At 60.8% G+C, this 15,254-nt stretch carries 15 protein-coding genes; 8 read left to right on the top strand and 7 right to left on the bottom strand.

Annotation, left to right across the window (positions count from 1 at the left end; translation table 11 throughout):
* Nucleotides 1-38: 38 nt before the first annotated feature.
* Entirely contained in the window at nt 39-548 is a 510-nt protein-coding gene (locus AC3IT6_RS04475) for a disulfide bond formation protein B (RefSeq protein ID WP_056728475.1), read from the bottom strand.
* Between the two features lie 305 nt (nt 549-853).
* Entirely contained in the window at nt 854-2,035 is a 1,182-nt protein-coding gene (gene hmpA, locus AC3IT6_RS04470; RefSeq protein WP_489354419.1) for an NO-inducible flavohemoprotein, read from the bottom strand.
* A gap of 156 nt (nt 2,036-2,191) precedes the next feature.
* Between hmpA and norR the strand changes: the two genes are divergently transcribed.
* From norR to AC3IT6_RS04445, 5 genes are all read left to right on the top strand, one after another.
* A complete protein-coding gene (gene norR / locus AC3IT6_RS04465) occupies nt 2,192-3,742 on the top strand; it encodes a nitric oxide reductase transcriptional regulator NorR (protein WP_489354418.1) in 1,551 nt (516 codons plus the stop codon).
* 195 nt (nt 3,743-3,937) lie between these two features.
* Nucleotides 3,938-4,840, top strand: coding sequence for a chemotaxis protein CheV (locus AC3IT6_RS04460; RefSeq protein ID WP_489354417.1), 903 nt, complete (start codon nt 3,938-3,940; stop codon nt 4,838-4,840).
* 27 nt (nt 4,841-4,867) lie between these two features.
* Nucleotides 4,868-5,326: a GNAT family N-acetyltransferase gene (locus AC3IT6_RS04455; RefSeq protein ID WP_489356478.1), complete on the top strand. Its 459-nt coding sequence runs from the start codon at nt 4,868-4,870 to the stop codon at nt 5,324-5,326.
* 188 nt (nt 5,327-5,514) lie between these two features.
* Nucleotides 5,515-5,841, top strand: a complete 327-nt coding sequence (locus tag AC3IT6_RS04450) for a hypothetical protein (RefSeq protein ID WP_489354416.1) — start codon at nt 5,515-5,517, stop codon at nt 5,839-5,841.
* 83 nt (nt 5,842-5,924) lie between these two features.
* Nucleotides 5,925-6,674, top strand: a complete 750-nt coding sequence (locus AC3IT6_RS04445; protein ID WP_489354415.1) for a YkgJ family cysteine cluster protein — start codon at nt 5,925-5,927, stop codon at nt 6,672-6,674.
* A gap of 128 nt (nt 6,675-6,802) precedes the next feature.
* On the opposite strand, the gene AC3IT6_RS04440 is transcribed toward AC3IT6_RS04445, so the two are convergent.
* Complete coding sequence (locus AC3IT6_RS04440; RefSeq protein ID WP_150727373.1) at nt 6,803-7,060, bottom strand: hypothetical protein; 258 nt, start codon at nt 7,058-7,060, stop codon at nt 6,803-6,805.
* A gap of 194 nt (nt 7,061-7,254) precedes the next feature.
* Between AC3IT6_RS04440 and AC3IT6_RS04435 the strand changes: the two genes are divergently transcribed.
* Complete coding sequence (locus AC3IT6_RS04435) at nt 7,255-8,229, top strand: 2-hydroxyacid dehydrogenase (protein ID WP_489354414.1); 975 nt, start codon at nt 7,255-7,257, stop codon at nt 8,227-8,229.
* A 187-nt stretch (nt 8,230-8,416) separates the two neighbouring features.
* The gene (locus AC3IT6_RS04430) at nt 8,417-8,926 is read left to right on the top strand and encodes a DUF2165 domain-containing protein (protein ID WP_223459134.1); all 510 of its coding nucleotides are present in this window, start codon (nt 8,417-8,419) and stop codon (nt 8,924-8,926) included.
* A 26-nt stretch (nt 8,927-8,952) separates the two neighbouring features.
* On the opposite strand, the gene AC3IT6_RS04425 is transcribed toward AC3IT6_RS04430, so the two are convergent.
* Nucleotides 8,953-9,855: a DMT family transporter gene (locus AC3IT6_RS04425; RefSeq protein WP_489354413.1), complete on the bottom strand. Its 903-nt coding sequence runs from the start codon at nt 9,853-9,855 to the stop codon at nt 8,953-8,955.
* A 137-nt stretch (nt 9,856-9,992) separates the two neighbouring features.
* On the opposite strand from AC3IT6_RS04425, the gene AC3IT6_RS04420 reads away from it, so the two are divergent.
* Nucleotides 9,993-10,868, top strand: coding sequence for a helix-turn-helix domain-containing protein (locus tag AC3IT6_RS04420; protein WP_489354412.1), 876 nt, complete (start codon nt 9,993-9,995; stop codon nt 10,866-10,868).
* Between the two features lie 143 nt (nt 10,869-11,011).
* On the opposite strand, the gene AC3IT6_RS04415 is transcribed toward AC3IT6_RS04420, so the two are convergent.
* The 3 genes from AC3IT6_RS04415 to AC3IT6_RS04405 all read right to left on the bottom strand — a co-directional run bounded on the left by AC3IT6_RS04415 (nt 11,012) and on the right by AC3IT6_RS04405 (nt 15,253).
* On the bottom strand, nt 11,012-13,441 hold the full coding sequence (locus AC3IT6_RS04415; RefSeq protein ID WP_489354411.1) for a TonB-dependent siderophore receptor: 2,430 nt from the start codon (nt 13,439-13,441) through the stop codon (nt 11,012-11,014).
* 253 nt (nt 13,442-13,694) lie between these two features.
* Nucleotides 13,695-14,684, bottom strand: coding sequence for a FecR family protein (locus tag AC3IT6_RS04410; protein WP_489354410.1), 990 nt, complete (start codon nt 14,682-14,684; stop codon nt 13,695-13,697).
* Nucleotides 14,681-15,253, bottom strand: coding sequence for an RNA polymerase sigma factor (locus AC3IT6_RS04405; RefSeq protein WP_150727380.1), 573 nt, complete (start codon nt 15,251-15,253; stop codon nt 14,681-14,683). Before AC3IT6_RS04405 ends, AC3IT6_RS04410 begins: the two co-directional genes overlap by 4 nt.
* Nucleotide 15,254: the final 1 nt, after the last annotated feature.

Genomic DNA, 15,254 nt, shown 5'->3' with positions numbered 1-15,254 from the left:
GGGCTTTTTTGTCCAACAATGCGTGGCGGCAGATGACCTCAGCGCAACGCCTTGCGGTTACGCGACGTCAGCAGCGGCACCAGCACCACGATCAGCACGAAGGCGACCAGCGCCCACTGCGCCAGCGACAGACCGAGGATCGGCGGGTATGGCGTGGAGCAGAAACCGTCGACCTGGAAACCCAGCGGGAAGATCTTCGCCAGCGGCAAGTCATCGACAATCGGTTGCAGCACATCGATGCCACAGCTGACCGCCGGATAGAACTGCGTATAGACGTGATGCCCGGCAACGCCTGCACCTGCCACGGCACAGATCACCACCAGGGTTTCAAACACCGTGATGCTGCGACGGCCGCGCATGGCCGCGCCGATGAAGGCGAAGATCGCGATCAGCAGCAACGCGTAACGTTGCAGGATGCACAGCGGGCAAGGGGCCTCGCCCAGAACAATTTGCATGTACAGCGCGCCGCCGATCAGTGCCAGGCAAATGATGCCCAACAACACCAGGTAGCGCCGTTCACGCCCCAACCGCATGGATTCATCGCTCATCGCGTTTCCCTTCAAGATATCGATTGCCCGCCAGTCTACACGCTGGCCCGGACCTTTGAGAGTCTGGAGCATGTGAGGGGGATTCGGGGGGGAATAGACGATAAAGCGGTTAAGAAGGGATTAACTTTCTAGTGTTTTTTCAAATCAAGACCGCAGTGCGGCATTCGTCGGAGCGCCGCCCGGAGCAAGCCCGCTCCCACATTGGATCTCCAGCGAACACATATTCTGTGAACGACAAAGGTTAAATGTGGGAGCGGGCTTGCTCGCGAAGCAGGCGACTCGGTCTCCCGAGCCGCCGCAACCCCTTACTCCAGCGCCGCTGCCGGCCCGAAGAACTCATAGCGGCTTTGCTTCTCCGGCACACCCAGTGCCTTGAGGTGGCGCTTGATGGACGCCATGAAACCTTTCGGCCCCAGGAAGTAAACATCCAGGTCACGCTGCTCCGGCAGCCATGCATGCAACTGCTGCTGGCTCAACAAACCGACCTTGTGCGCCGCCGGGCTCACGCCGTCGTCCTCGGAATAGCAATAAAAGCGCTTGAGCTGCGGGTGACGCTCGGCCAGGCCGTCGATCCAGTCGCGGAAGGCATGGACGCTACCGTTGCGCGCGCAGTGGATGAAATGCACCGGCCGCTGAGTCTCCAGCGCCGCTTCGAGCATCGCCAGGGTCGGGGTAATGCCGACGCCGCCACTGATCAGCACCAGTGGTTTGTCGCTGGCGGTCAGGATGAACTCGCCCGATGGCGGGAACAACTGGATGCTGGCGCCGACATGCAACTGATCATGCAAGTAGTTGGAAGCGCGGCCACCGGCTTCACGCTTGACGCTGATGCGGTACTGGCCTTTGTTCGCCAGCGCCGACAGCGAGTAGTTACGACGGATCTCTTCACCGTCGAGGATCAGTTTCATGCCGATGTACTGGCCGGGTTCTGCCTCCAGGATCGGCCCTTTGTCCGCAGGTTCGAAGTAGAACGAGGTGATCTCGGCGCTCTCCTCGACCTTGTCCACCACGATGAATTCCCGCGCCCCGCGCCAGCCGCCCGGTGCCTGTTCTTTCTGGTCGTAGATGCTGGTTTCAGCACCGATCAGGATGTCCGCCAGTTGGCCGTAGGCCGCGCCCCAGGCCGCGATCACTTCCGGGGTGGCGATCTCTTCGCCCAGCACTTCGGCGATGGCCCGCAGCAGGCAGCTGCCGACAATCGGATAGTGCTCAGGCAGAATCTGCAGGGCCACGTGCTTGTTGATGATCTTGGCCACCAGGTCACCCAACTGGTCGAGCTGGTCGATATGGCGCGCATACATCAATACGCCGTTGGCCAACGCACGCGGCTGATCACCGCTGGACTGGTGGGCCTGGTTGAACAGCGGGCGGACTTCCGGGTATTCGGAGAGCATCATGCGGTAGAAGTGCGTGATCAGCGCTTCACCACCGCTTTCGAGCAGCGGCACGGTGGATTTGACGATGGCACGGTCTTGAGCGCTCAGCATAAGGTGACTCCTGGTCTTCTTGGGTTGCTAACGGATTACCCTATGCTTATCAGTTTTCATGCCAACTATTTAATCGTTAAAAATCAATAAGTTAAAAACGTAATAGTCATTTCGACACTGCCTGATTTATAGTCATACCGACTACACGGAGTCACTATGACTGCAAAATCTCTGCTCACCGCCCTGCTACCCCTGGTCTCCGACCTGTCCCGCGAGCTGCCCGAAGGCGAGCGTTATCGCCGCCTGCTGGAAGCCATGCGCGCCCTGCTCCCGTGTGACGCCGCCGCCCTGCTGCGCCTCGATGGTGAATGGCTGGTGCCGCTGGCCGTCGACGGCTTGAGTACCGACACCCTCGGTCGGCGTTTCAAGGTCAGCGAGCACCCGCGTTTCGAAGCGCTGCTCAGCGGCCCCGGCCCGACCCGTTTCGCTGCCGATAGCGACTTGCCCGACCCCTATGACGGCCTGGTCGATGGCCTGGATGATCATCTGGAAGTCCACGACTGCATGGGTTGCCCATTGTTCATCGACGAGCGCCCATGGGGCCTGCTGACCCTCGACGCCCTCGATCCGGAGCGCTTCGAACCGATCGAACTGGATGCCCTGCAAGCCTTCGCCAGCCTCGCGGCCGCCACGGTCAACGCCGCCGAGCGCATCGAGCGCTTGAACAATCGGGTCGAAGATGAACATCAACGCGCCGAGGTCTACCGCCAGGCCAGCGGCCAGCAGAATCGCGAGATGATTGGCCAGAGCAAGGCCCACAAGCGTCTGGTCGAAGAAATCAGCCTGGTGGGCGGCAGCGACCTGACCGTGTTGATCACCGGCGAAACCGGGGTCGGCAAGGAGTTGGTGGCCCAGGCCATCCATGCCGCTTCACCCCGCGCCGACAAGCCGATCATCAGCCTCAACTGCGCCGCGTTGCCCGACACCTTGGTGGAAAGCGAGTTGTTCGGCCATGTCCGCGGCGCCTTCACCGGGGCGATGAACGACCGCCGCGGCAAGTTCGAACTGGCCAATGGCGGCACGCTGTTTCTCGATGAGGTCGGTGAGTTGTCGCTGACCGTGCAAGCCAAGTTGCTGCGGGTGCTGCAGAGCGGTCAACTGCAGCGACTGGGCTCGGACCAGGAGCATCAGGTCGACGTGCGCCTGATCGCGGCGACCAACCGCGATCTCGCCGAAGAAGTGCGCAGCGGCCGTTACCGCGCCGACTTCTACCATCGCCTCAGTGTTTATCCACTGCTGGTGCCGGCCCTGCGCGATCGCGGGCGCGATGTGCTGCTGCTCAGCGGTTACTTCCTGGAGCAGAACCGCTCGCGCATGGGCCTCAACAGCCTGCGCCTGAACAGTGACGCCCAGGCCGCGCTATTGGCCTACGACTGGCCCGGCAATGTGCGCGAGCTTGAACACTTGATCGGCCGCAGCGCCTTGAAAGCCTTGGGCAACTGCAAGGAACGGCCAAAGATTCTCAGCCTGAGCGCCGCCGACCTGGACTTGCCCAATGCCAGCGTTGAAGCCGCCGCCGAGCAACCCATCGCCACCATCACGCAAGCGCTGACCGGCGATTTGCGCGAGGCCACCGAGCGTTATCAGCGCCAATTGATCGGTGCCTGCCTGGAGCGGCACAACAACAATTGGGCAAGCGCGGCCCGTGAGCTAGGCCTGGATCGGGCGAACCTGGGGCGGATGGCTAAAAGGCTCGGCATGAAGTGAAGGCCCCTTCGCGAGCAGGCTCGCTCCCAGAGGATGTGTGAACGACGACGATCTAATGTGGGAGCGAGCCTGCTCGCGATGGCGGCCTGACATTCAACGGAAATGCTAAAGCCTGCCCCCGACAAGTCGATAACCCGGCATCGAGTCATTGGCGATCCCGGGATTGCCCGTCACCTTTTTCCAGAGAAGGTTCCTATGTCCTCCATCAAAGCCCGCGCAGACTCACTTTCGCTTCTGCTGTTTACCTTGCGCAGTGGCAAGCTGATGGCGATCAACCTGCTCAAGGTCAGTGAAATCATTCCCTGCCCGCCGCTGACCAGGCTGCCGGAGTCGCACCCCCACGTCAAAGGCATCGCCACCCTGCGCGGTGCCTCGCTGTCGGTGATCGACCTCAGCCGGGCCATTGGCGAGCGTCCGCTGGAAGACCCGAACGGAGGCTGCCTGATCGTCACCGACGTCAGCCGTTCCAAGCAGGGCCTGCACGTGCAGGCCGTGAGCAAGATCGTCCATTGCCTGACCACCGACATCCGCCCGCCACCCTTCGGCTCCGGTGGATTGCGCGCCTACATCACCGGCGTGACGTCGGTCGATGGCACCCTGGTGCAAGTGCTGGACATCGAAAAAGTCATCCACGGCATCGCCCCGGCGCAAATCGAGATGGCGCCAACCGAACTGAGCATGGAAGACGCCGAACTGCTCGGCAACGCGCGCATCCTGGTGGTCGATGACAGCCAGGTCGCCTTGCAGCAATCGGTGCACACCCTGCGTAACCTTGGCCTGCAATGCCATACCGCCCGCAGCGCCAAGGAAGCCATCGACTGCCTGCTGGACCTGCAAGGCACCGCGCAGCAGATCAACCTGATCGTCTCGGACATCGAGATGTCGGAGATGGATGGCTACGCCTTCACCCGCACCCTGCGGGAAACCCCGGATTTCGCGCATCTTTATGTACTGCTGCACACCTCGCTGGACAGTGCGATGAACGCCGAGAAAGCACGACTGGCGGGGGCGAACGCGGTGCTGACCAAATTCTCTTCGCCGGAATTGACCCAGTGCCTGATCACCGCGGCCAAGTCTGTCGCCGAACAGGGTTATTGAGTGTTGAACGAAGAATTCTGCTGGCTGATGCGGCGCGACCTCTCTGTCGTCGTGCCGGCCCCCGATTGGCCAACCGGCCTGCAATTGAGCGAGTACCGCCCCGAACTGGGCGCCGCCGTGCACCGGTTGATGGAGTTCGGTTATATAGAAGGCGGCGGTCGCGTAGCCGCGCTGGAGATGTGGCAACGGCAGTTCGAAACCGACCCGGAATATGACCAGGCCCTGTGCTTGATTGCCCTGGATGCCGGAGAAGTGGTGGGCGTGTGTCAGTGCTGGACCAGTGCCTATATCAAGAACCTGGTGGTGCATCCGCGGTTTCAGGGCCGGGGGTTGGGGCGTGCACTGTTGTTGCAGGCGTTCAAGGTGTTCCAGCAGCGGCGTGAAGGTTTCGTAGACCTGAAGGTACGTGAAGACAACCTTCGGGCGCGGCGCTTGTATGAAAGCGTCGGAATGCGTGCGGTCCGCCGGGAGCCGGTTCCCGACTGATGTACCGCCTTCGCGAGCAAGCCCGCTCCCACAGGTTACCCGTCGTACACAAAATCTGTGGCCACACTCGACCACTGTGGGAGCGGCGGTGCGGCGTTCCGACTTGCCCGCGAAGAGGCCAGCAAAGTCTCAATCAACCTTTCAGGCATACTCCTGCCTTGGCCACTCAGCCCAAGGATGCCTGAACAATGAAAGCAGCAACCCTGACTATTCTCTGCCTCACCGCCCTCACCACCCAAGCCCACGCCTCCAGCCCCGACGCCTGGGCCACCTACGATAAAGCCGTACTCACCAGCTGCACCAAGGCCAGCGGCCTGAAGGACAGCAAACCGCTCGGCAACGCCGCGCAGTTCGATGACCGGGTCGGCTATACCGCGCTCCTGCTCCAGGGCCAGTACCCGCAAAAGCACATGAAAGGCGCACAAGGCACCGAACTGTGCCTGTACAACAAAAAGAGCAAAACCGCGTACGTCACCGAATGGGACTCCATCCGCCCGGCCGGCAAGGCAAACTGAGTGGCGCATAATTTGCTTCGATAGCGGCTTTTGCGGCGGCATTCTGTCGCCGTGTCATGCCCTGTGATGCGAACTAACGCTCGATGAATACAACGTTTTCCTGTGTAGGCTGCGGCAAATGCTGCAATGACCACCATGTGCCCCTGACCCTGAGCGAAGCCCGGATGTGGGCAGCCGAAGGTGGTCAGGTGATCGTGCTGGTGGAAGCGTTTCTGGGTAATGGCCTGGGTCTGCCGGTGCAACAACGGGAACACGCCGAACGCCGTTCGGCGGCGGTGCGCAGCGGTGAATCCGAGGCGTACGTGGCCATCACTTTCGCCGCCTGCAATGTCGGCCCCTGCCGAAATCTTGACGAAGACAACCTATGCCGTATCTACGAACGCCGGCCGTTGGTGTGCCGTATCTATCCGATGGAAATCAATCCGCACCTACCTCTGAACACCGCCGTGAAGGAATGTCCGCCTGAGTCGTGGGAAAAAGGACCGGACCTGATTGTCGGTGGTGAGTTGGTCGACCGGGAATTGTCGGAACTGATCCAGCGCTCCCGTCAGGCGGATCGTAATGACATTCTGATGAAGGACGCGATTTGTGCGTTGCTGGGGATTCGCACGACGGCCCTGAAGGGCGACGGGTTTACCGCTTATCTTCCGGATATGGCGGAGTTCGCCGCGATCATCGACGACCTGGCCGGGCAAACGTTGCCGCAGTGGGGCAGCGAATGGCGGTTTCATGTGTCGGGGGATGATATTGCGGAGCAAGTGCTGGCCGCCGGTGCGCAAGTGACGGCGGATGCGCCGACGAATTACTCGTTTATTTCGTTGCGGGCGGTTTGATTCGGGATTTGCAGTGTTTGTGCCGGCCCCTTCGCGAGCAAGCCCGCTCCCACAGGAGGAATGCATTCCAAATGTGGGAGCGGGCTTGCTCGCGAAGACGGCAGATCAGGCACCGCAGACTTAAGAACTCAGCGCTTACCCATCGACCGCCGAGTCCCCGGCGGCGCCATGCCCGGCGTCTTGGTGTGGCCATTCTTGGCGCCGTTCTTGTACCACGGCTGGTTGGAGCCTTTGGCGGCCGCCAGATCACCCGGCTTGAACGGGAACTTGAATGCCGGGATTTCGGCTTTGGTCTCGCTGTCGGCGCTGGAGTCGACGCTGTCTGGCAGCTCTGCCTGTGCGTCGCTCAGGGCGTCGGCGACTGGCGGTTGTTTCGGGGAAGTCATGAAAGCTCCGGGTGGTGCATGAAATGTCGGGCCCGGTGAGCGAGCCGCATGCCACAGTATAAGAAGGGCGGCAGTATAACTGGATGAAGCACCGTAAGCTGCAAGCTTGCATTGACCGCCTGACGACTCGCACAAATCCCGCGAAGAATGTTAGCGTGCTCATCATTCTTCACCGCCCGACGAGCCCTCCCCCCATGAAAAAGACCGTCCTTGCGTTCAGCCGCGTCACTCCAAAAATGGTTGAACGCCTGCAACAGGATTTCGACGTCATCGTGCCGAATCCGAAAAACGGCGACATCAACGCCCAATTCAACGAAGCCCTACCCCACGCCCACGGCCTGATCGGCGTCGGTCGCAAACTCGGTCGTGCGCAGCTGGAGAACGCCGCCAGCCTGGAAGTGGTGTCCAGCGTCTCGGTGGGCTACGACAACTATGACCTGGCCTATTTCAACGAGCGCGGGATCATGCTGACCAACACGCCGGATGTGCTCACCGAAAGCACCGCCGACCTGGCGTTTGCCCTGTTGATGAGCAGCGCGCGCCGCGTCGCCGAACTGGATGCCTGGACCAAGGCCGGGCAATGGCAGGCCACTGTCGGTGCGCAGCTGTTCGGTTGCGATGTGCACGGCAAGACGTTGGGCATTGTCGGCATGGGCAATATCGGTGCGGCCATCGCCCGACGCGGTCGCCTGGGGTTCAACATGCCGGTCATCTACAGCGGCAACAGCCGCAAGACCGGGCTGGAACAGGAACTCGGCGCACAGTACCGCAGCCTCGATCAATTGCTGGCCGAAGCTGATTTCGTCTGCCTGGTGGTACCGCTCAGCGAGAAGACCAAACACCTCATCAGCCATCGCGAACTGGCGCTGATGAAGCCGGGTGCCATTCTGGTGAACATTTCCCGTGGTCCGGTGGTGGATGAGCCAGCACTGATCGAAGCGCTGCAAAACAACCGCATTCGTGGTGCAGGGCTCGACGTATACGAAAAAGAACCGCTGGCCGAGTCGCCACTGTTCCAACTGAAAAATGCCGTGACCTTGCCGCACATCGGCTCGGCCACCCATGAGACCCGCGATGCCATGGCCAACCGTGCCCTGGCCAACTTGCGCAGTGCGCTGCTGGGCGAGCGGCCGCAGGACCTGGTCAACCCGCAAGTCTGGAAGGGTTAATGTAAAGGGGCAGGCATTGCAGGTGCCTGCCCATTTAGAACAAACAACAAAAAAGTCGTTTGCATCCTATTAAGCAACCCACTAAATACACACCCTGCAATTCAGTCAATAAACAAATAATAAAACCACGCGATAGACTCTCCCTACTTACCCGAACACAACGGGAACAATAACGGAGATCAACAACTTGAACCCACTAACAACAAGCCAAATCATTCGATTCAGCAAAGCCATACTGATGTTGTCCTTCAGTTTCTTTGGATTGCTTGTGCTATACAGCAACTTCACCGACTACACGACAAACTTTGAATACCTCGCCCATATCCTGAGCATGGACACCACCAGTGATGGCCACAAATACCGTGACAGGGCCATTACTTCAACCCTATTGCAACACCGTATCTACTGGGTGATCATTACACTTGAAGTGGTCTACACCCTCTTCTGCCTGCTCGGCACCTATCACCTTTTTAAAAGCATCAGCGCTAGCCCGAAGATTTTTCACGATGCCAAAAAACCTGCATTAATCGGATTACTGATCGCACTTTTCCTCTATTACTTCGGCTTTCAAGTGATAGGCACAGAATGGTTCAACATGGACAGGTCGGAAACATGGAACTACAAGGACTGGGCCCGGCACATTGTCGGCTTCCTCTTTCCGCTATTGATTTTCATCGCAATGAAAGTCGAGCGCTGAGAACATCGGCACTCGACGTCACCCTGTCAGGCCAATTTTCCGCTGCCCAGCTCTAATGGAGCTTTGGGTTTGCGAAACACCAGTACGTTCCCCGACATCACCAACACCAGCCCTAACAGCGCCGGCATCGTCCACTGATAACCCTCGGCGAACGCTGACACGTTGAGCGCCACCACCGGAAACAGCACCGTGCAATACGCAGCCCGCTCAGGCCCCATGCGGCCGACCAGCGTCAGGTAGGCGGTGAAACCGATCACCGATCCCGGAATCACCAGGTACAGCAGTGACCCGATGTAACGCGCGCTCATTTCCATGTCGAAGGGAATGCCTTTGACCAGGCACCACACCGTGAGCATCGCCGCCCCGTAAGCCATGCCCCAGGCATTGGTGGTCAGCGGCTTGAGACCGGCCTTCTGTTGCAGGCTCGAAAGCATGTTGCCCGCCGAGAAACACAAGGTGCCGCACAGGGCCAGACCGAGACCGAGCAAGGTTTCCGGACTCGCGGTATGCCCGACCAGCTCCGGCCAGAACAGCAGTCCCAGTCCAAGCAGGCCCAACGCACCGCCCATCAGCACATTGCGGGCGATTTTCTGACCGAAGAACACCCGCGCGTTGAGGGCATTCCACAGGGTGGCGGTGGAAAACACCACGGCCACCAGACCGCTGGGGATCCACTGGCTCGCGGTGAGGAAGCACATGAAGTTGACGCAGAACAGGCACAAGCCCTGAGCCAGGCAGATCAGGTGCCCGCGTCGGTTCATCACTTGCAGGCGCCGGCTGAGCAGCAGGATCAAGAACAGCACCAGCGCGGCGAGGCCGAAGCGATAGACGATCGACACGGGAATGGCCACCACGCCCAGTTGCCATTTCAAGGCAATCCAGGTGGTGCCCCAGATCAGCACGGTCAGCAGGTACAAAGAAAGGTTCATGACTAAGGCTCCTCGATAGGTGCCCAGTGTCCGGCGCTACGCCCTGGCGCACTTGCATAAACTTGCGCTTTTGTCTGGCGACACGCTGGCAGGCGCGCGTCTACGGAGTAGGATGCAAGGCGTTGGAGAGAACCTATATGGCCGCACTGGACAACCTGCAAGTCTTTCAAGCCCTCAACCGCTCGCCCAATGCTCGCCTCGAGCACAGCGCCGAGCTCGGTGACGGTTTGTCTGCAGCCTTGTGGAGCAATCACCACGACGCCCAGGAATACGAAGCGCCCAGCCATCACACGTTGTCCTGTTACCTCGCCGGCGGCACCGGCACCTTTCGCCGCGACCAGCCCGGCAACAAGGGTGGCCCGGACAAACTGTGCATCCTCCCGGCCGATCACCAGTCAGGCTGGGTGATCAATGGCGATATTCGCCTGGCACACCTGTATTTCAGCCCCGAACAATTTGCCCTCGGCTGCGTCACCCTGCTCGATCGCGAACCACGGCAAATGCAGCTGCGCGAGCAGACCTTTCTCGATGATCCACAGCAGGCGCTGCGCTTTCGGCAGTTGATCACCTTGAACTGGGACGAGCCGGGCGAGCGCCTGCTCACCAGCAGCCTGGCTCACGAATTGCTCAGCCACGCCCTGCTCAGCCAGGTCAACGTGCGTCAGGGTTTGCGCCTTAAAGGCGGCTTGGCCGCGCATCAGCGGCGGCACCTGGTGGAGTTCATCGACGGCCATCTGGACGAGGCCATCAGTCTCGGTCAGTTGGCGGCGTTGTGCGCGTTGTCGGAATACCACTTCGCGCGGATGTTCCGCGAAAGCTTCGGCTTGCCACCCCACCAGTACGTGCTGGCGCGGCGCCTTGACCGGGCGCGGGAGTTGCTGCGCACGACCTCGCAGCCGCTGGGGGAGATTGCACTGACTTGCGGCTTTTCCAGTGCCAGCCATTTCACCAACCGCTTTCGCCAGTCACTTGGCGGGACGCCCGGTGAATATCGGCAGGCGTTTTTGCGCTAGGCCTGGGATCTTCGGCGCCTCAATTGCCGCCTTCGCGGGCAAGCCCGCTCCCACAGGAATTGGCGGTGCTCACCGGTTTTGTGGCTACCCTATTCCTCTGTGGGAGCGGGCTTGCTCGCGAAGAACGATGACGCGGTCTGTCATCAGAACTCCAGCGTGCTGGACAGCGAAATCTGCCGCGAATCGCCCATCGACACAAAGAACCGACTCGCCGCCGAGGTGTAGTAGGTACGGTCGAACAGGTTCTTCACGTTGAGCTGGAACTTGACCTTCTGCCCCTCCACCCTGGTGTCGTAGGTGGCGAACGCATCGGCCACGGTGTAGCTCGGCAGGTCGAAATCGTTCACAGCGTTGCCCGCGCGCTCGCCCACATAACGCGCTCCGGCGCCGACCCGCAGCTGATCGCCGCCAATGACGCTGCCGAAGTCATAGACGGCTGACAACGAGCCGCTGTTCTTCGCCACGTTCTGCAACTGATTGCCTTGGTAAACCGGGTCTTCGGTAACCTCGGCATCGGTGTAGGCGTAGCTGCCGATCATGCTCCAGTGATCGGTGAGCTGACCGCTCAGGTCCACTTCCAGGCCACGGGAACGCACTTCACCGGCGGCACTGTAAATCGTGGTCGGGCCTTCGGCGTTGGCCACCAGCACATTGCGTTTCTTGATGTCGAACAGCGCGATATTGCCGGTGACGCGGCCCGGCAGATCAAGCTTGGCACCCAGCTCCCAGGACTTGGCTTCTTCCGGCGCCATACCGCCGTCAAGCACGGTACTGCTGCCGCTCAGTGGCGCGATGGTGGAGTTGGGTTTGAACGACTCGGTGTAACTGCCGTAGAACGACAAGGCATCGGTGTACTTGTACACAAGGCCCGCGCGCGGCACCCATTTCTGCCCGTTGCTGTCGGTGTTGGCGTGGAACGGCACACCTTTGCCGGCGTACTGGTCGTACGTCTGAAAACGCGCGCCGGCTACCAGAATCCATTGGTCAGTGAGGTGGATAGAGTCCTGCAGGAAGACCGAATCGCTGCGCAGTTCATCGGTCTGCGCGCTGTCGGCCGCACTGACGGTGGTGCCCGCCACTTCCCGACCATAGACCGGACTGACGTAACTGAATGTGGTCAGGCTTTTCTGGCGGATCAGGTCTTCGCGATAAATCTTGCGGTATTCGTCATCGACGCCGAACAGCAGGTCATGCTGCATGCCGAGCACATTCACGTTGCCTTCGAGGCTGGCGGTGGTGAAACGGTCGGTGCTGATCGCATTCTGGGTGCCGTCCATGCTGCGGGTCAGGGTGCCCTTTTTGGTGTCGATGGCGGTCACGCGCACTTGGCTGGCGTCGTAGGTTTCGCGGTTCCAGCTGTAGCCGAAATGGGCTTTCCAGTTGTCGTTGAGTTCGTGGTCGGCCTCGAAGTGATAGAGGTCCGAACGCCCTTCCATGTTGTTGAACGGCTCGTCGAGACGCTCGTTGCGCGAGATGTCCAGCGGATGGTTGGTGCGTGGATCGATCAGCGTGCCGCGGTCGAACGGCGTGAGGAATTCGCGGTGTTCATAGGAGAACAGCACGCTGGTGCTTTCGCCGTACCAGGCCAGGGATGGCGCGATCAGGCTCTCGCGATGCACACCGAAGTTGCGCCAGTAATCTTCGTCTTCGTAGTCCAGCACCATGCGGTAGGCCAGTCCGGAATCGCCAAGGGCTCCGGTGCTGTCGAGACCGCCGCCGCTGCCGTTCTTGCCGTCGCCATAGCTCGAACCGCGCGCGGTCAGTGCGTTGTACTGCTCAAGCTCAGGCTTCTTGCTGACCATGTTGACCACGCCGCCCGGATCCTGAATGCCATAGAGCAACGAGGCCGGCCCTTTGAGCACTTCGACCCGGTCCACGCTGGCGTTGAGGCCACGCCCCTGCACGATCGGCATGCCGTCGCGCATGATCGAGCCGTTACGGTTGTCGCCAAAGCCGCGGACCATCACTGAGTCCTGGGTGCCGCCCAAAGTGTTGGCCTGGGTGATGCCGCTGACATTGGCCAGGGCGTCATCGAGATTGCGCGGCGCCTGGTCGCGGATGACCTGGGCCGGGACGACGTTGATCGTCTGCGGGATGTCCTGAATCGGGGCCGTGGAGCGCATCACTGAAGTGGTGGGGGGCGGCTGGTAGCTCATGGAGTCATCCATCACCGAGGTGATGGAGGTCGCGCCCAGGTTCAACGCGCCTTCAGTCGGCCGTGGTTCCAGTGCAATGGTGTGGCCGTCAGTGCGACGGAACGTCAAGCCCGAACCAGTGAGCAGTCGCTGCAGAGCCTGTTCGGCGCTCATCTGGCCATTGATGGCCGGCGCATTGAGACCGTACGGCGCTTCATCGGTGTAGACCACGCTGATGCCGGTCACTCGACTGAAATCACTCAGGGCCTGGGGCAGCGGTTTGGCGGCCAGCGCGAAATTGAATTGCCCACGCGACTGACTGCTGCCCGCCTCTGCGGCCAGCGCCACGCTCAGCGGTAACAACGCCAATGCCGAAAAGCTCAACGCAGACACACCCAACCATTGTTTGACCGAACCCGATTTTGCCCTGGACTTCATGACTCATGACCTGTGTAGAACCGCAACGGATGCGAATGACTCGCAGTTTCAGTCACTACACGGATGGCAATCGGGTTTACCTCACTACAATTTTGAAAATATTTTTACCTTGAGTTATTGGGTGCCTGTTCGGCCGTCATCGTCGGAACGCCGCCCGGAGCAAGCTCGCTCCCACAGGGTTATGTGTTGCCCCAATACTGTGACCGACTCAATACCTGTGGGAGCGGGCTTGCTCGCGAAGAGGTCAGTCGCCTCAACGCAAAATAATCAGATGCCCCAAAACCTGATGCTGCTCAAACCCCAACACGCCCTGTAATGAACTCAACACCGCCTGCGGGTTCCTGCTCGGAAAGCTGCCACTGACCCGGCGCGTCGCCAGTTCATCGTTGAGTATCACGATCCGACCGGGGTAATAGCGCGCCAAATCCTGCACCACATCGGCCAACGTCGCCTTGTAGTAATTGAGCCAGCCCTGGCGCCATGCCAACTGCGCTTCGCTGTCCACCGCGTGGAGTGTTTGCGCTGAGCCTTCGCCGTAGGCAACTTGCTGGCCGGCGGTGAGAACTTGCTGATCGGCGTTCTGGTCCGCCGTCACGCCAACCCGTCCCGACAGCACCGTGACCTGTGCACCGTGGGGCTGCAAACGGACTTCGAACTGTGTACCCAGGACCCGCGCCTGCCCTTTCTCGGCGTCCACCACAAACGGCTCGCCGGTGTGGGTGACACTGAAATAACCGGCGCCGCGACGCAGTTGCACATGCCGCTCACCGCGACTGAAATCCACGGCGATGGCGCTGTCGGCATCCAGTGTCACCTGCGACTGATCGGCCAGGGTGACGGTGCGGATTTCCCCCGGTGCCGAGACGTAATCCGCCCCCAGGTCATCGATCCAGCGCATCGGCTGCCAACCTGTGCCGAGACTGACCATCAACAGCAGGCACGCGGCCATCGCCAGCGCACCGGACCAGCGCCCGACCGTGCTGCGCCGCGGTTTGTCCATGGCGTTGAGATAGCCCTGCAAGGCAAAAGCGTCTTCATTGGCGAGCGTGCGCGCCGGCCCTTCGCTCAACTCCCACAAGACCTGCACCTGGGCATACGCCTCGGCATGGGCGGGATCGGCCTGCAACCATTGGCTGAACGTCGCCTGGTCAGCGCTGCTGGGCTGGTCATGCAACAGGCTCAGCCAGGCCAGCGCGGCCTGCTCCTGTGCGGGCGTCGGGGTGACGCGTTCGAAGTGGTTCACGGTGCTTTCCCTGGCGTACGCGATTCGGGTTCCCGAAGGCTGGCCTTGCAGGCTTCGAGGGCGCGCATCATATGTTTTTCCACGGCACTTTGGGACAAGCCCATGGCCTTGGCGATCTCGGCGTATTTGCGGCCGTGAATGCGGTTGAGCAAAAAGATCTGCCGCGTGCGCTCCGGTAACGCGCGCAACGCGGCTTCGACGTGGCGCAAATCGTTGCCCGCCTCCAGCGCCGCTTGCGGTCCGCAGCCATGGCTGTCCGGTGGCTCCACCATCAAGCCTTCGCTGGCTCGGACCCGCGTGCCTTCACTGCGCAAGTGGTCGATGGCGATGTTGCCGGCGCAGCGCAACAGGTAGGTGCTGAGTTCCTCGACTTGCACCAGCGGCCGCCGCCAGAAACGCAGGAACAAATCCTGTACCAGGTCGGCCGCCGTCGCCCGGCAACCGACGCGCCGACTCACCAGCGCTTCCATTTGCGAACGCTGGGAGAGAAACACCTGGAGAAAATGCGCACGGTCTCCGCGCTGTTGATCACCCTCGATATCGCGGGGTTCGGGGGGGAGAGTGATCATC

The organism is Pseudomonas sp. KH_017, assembly GCF_057840285.1.
The sequence above is the reverse complement of the archived record's forward strand: the minus strand, read 5'-3'. Positions and strand labels throughout refer to the sequence as shown.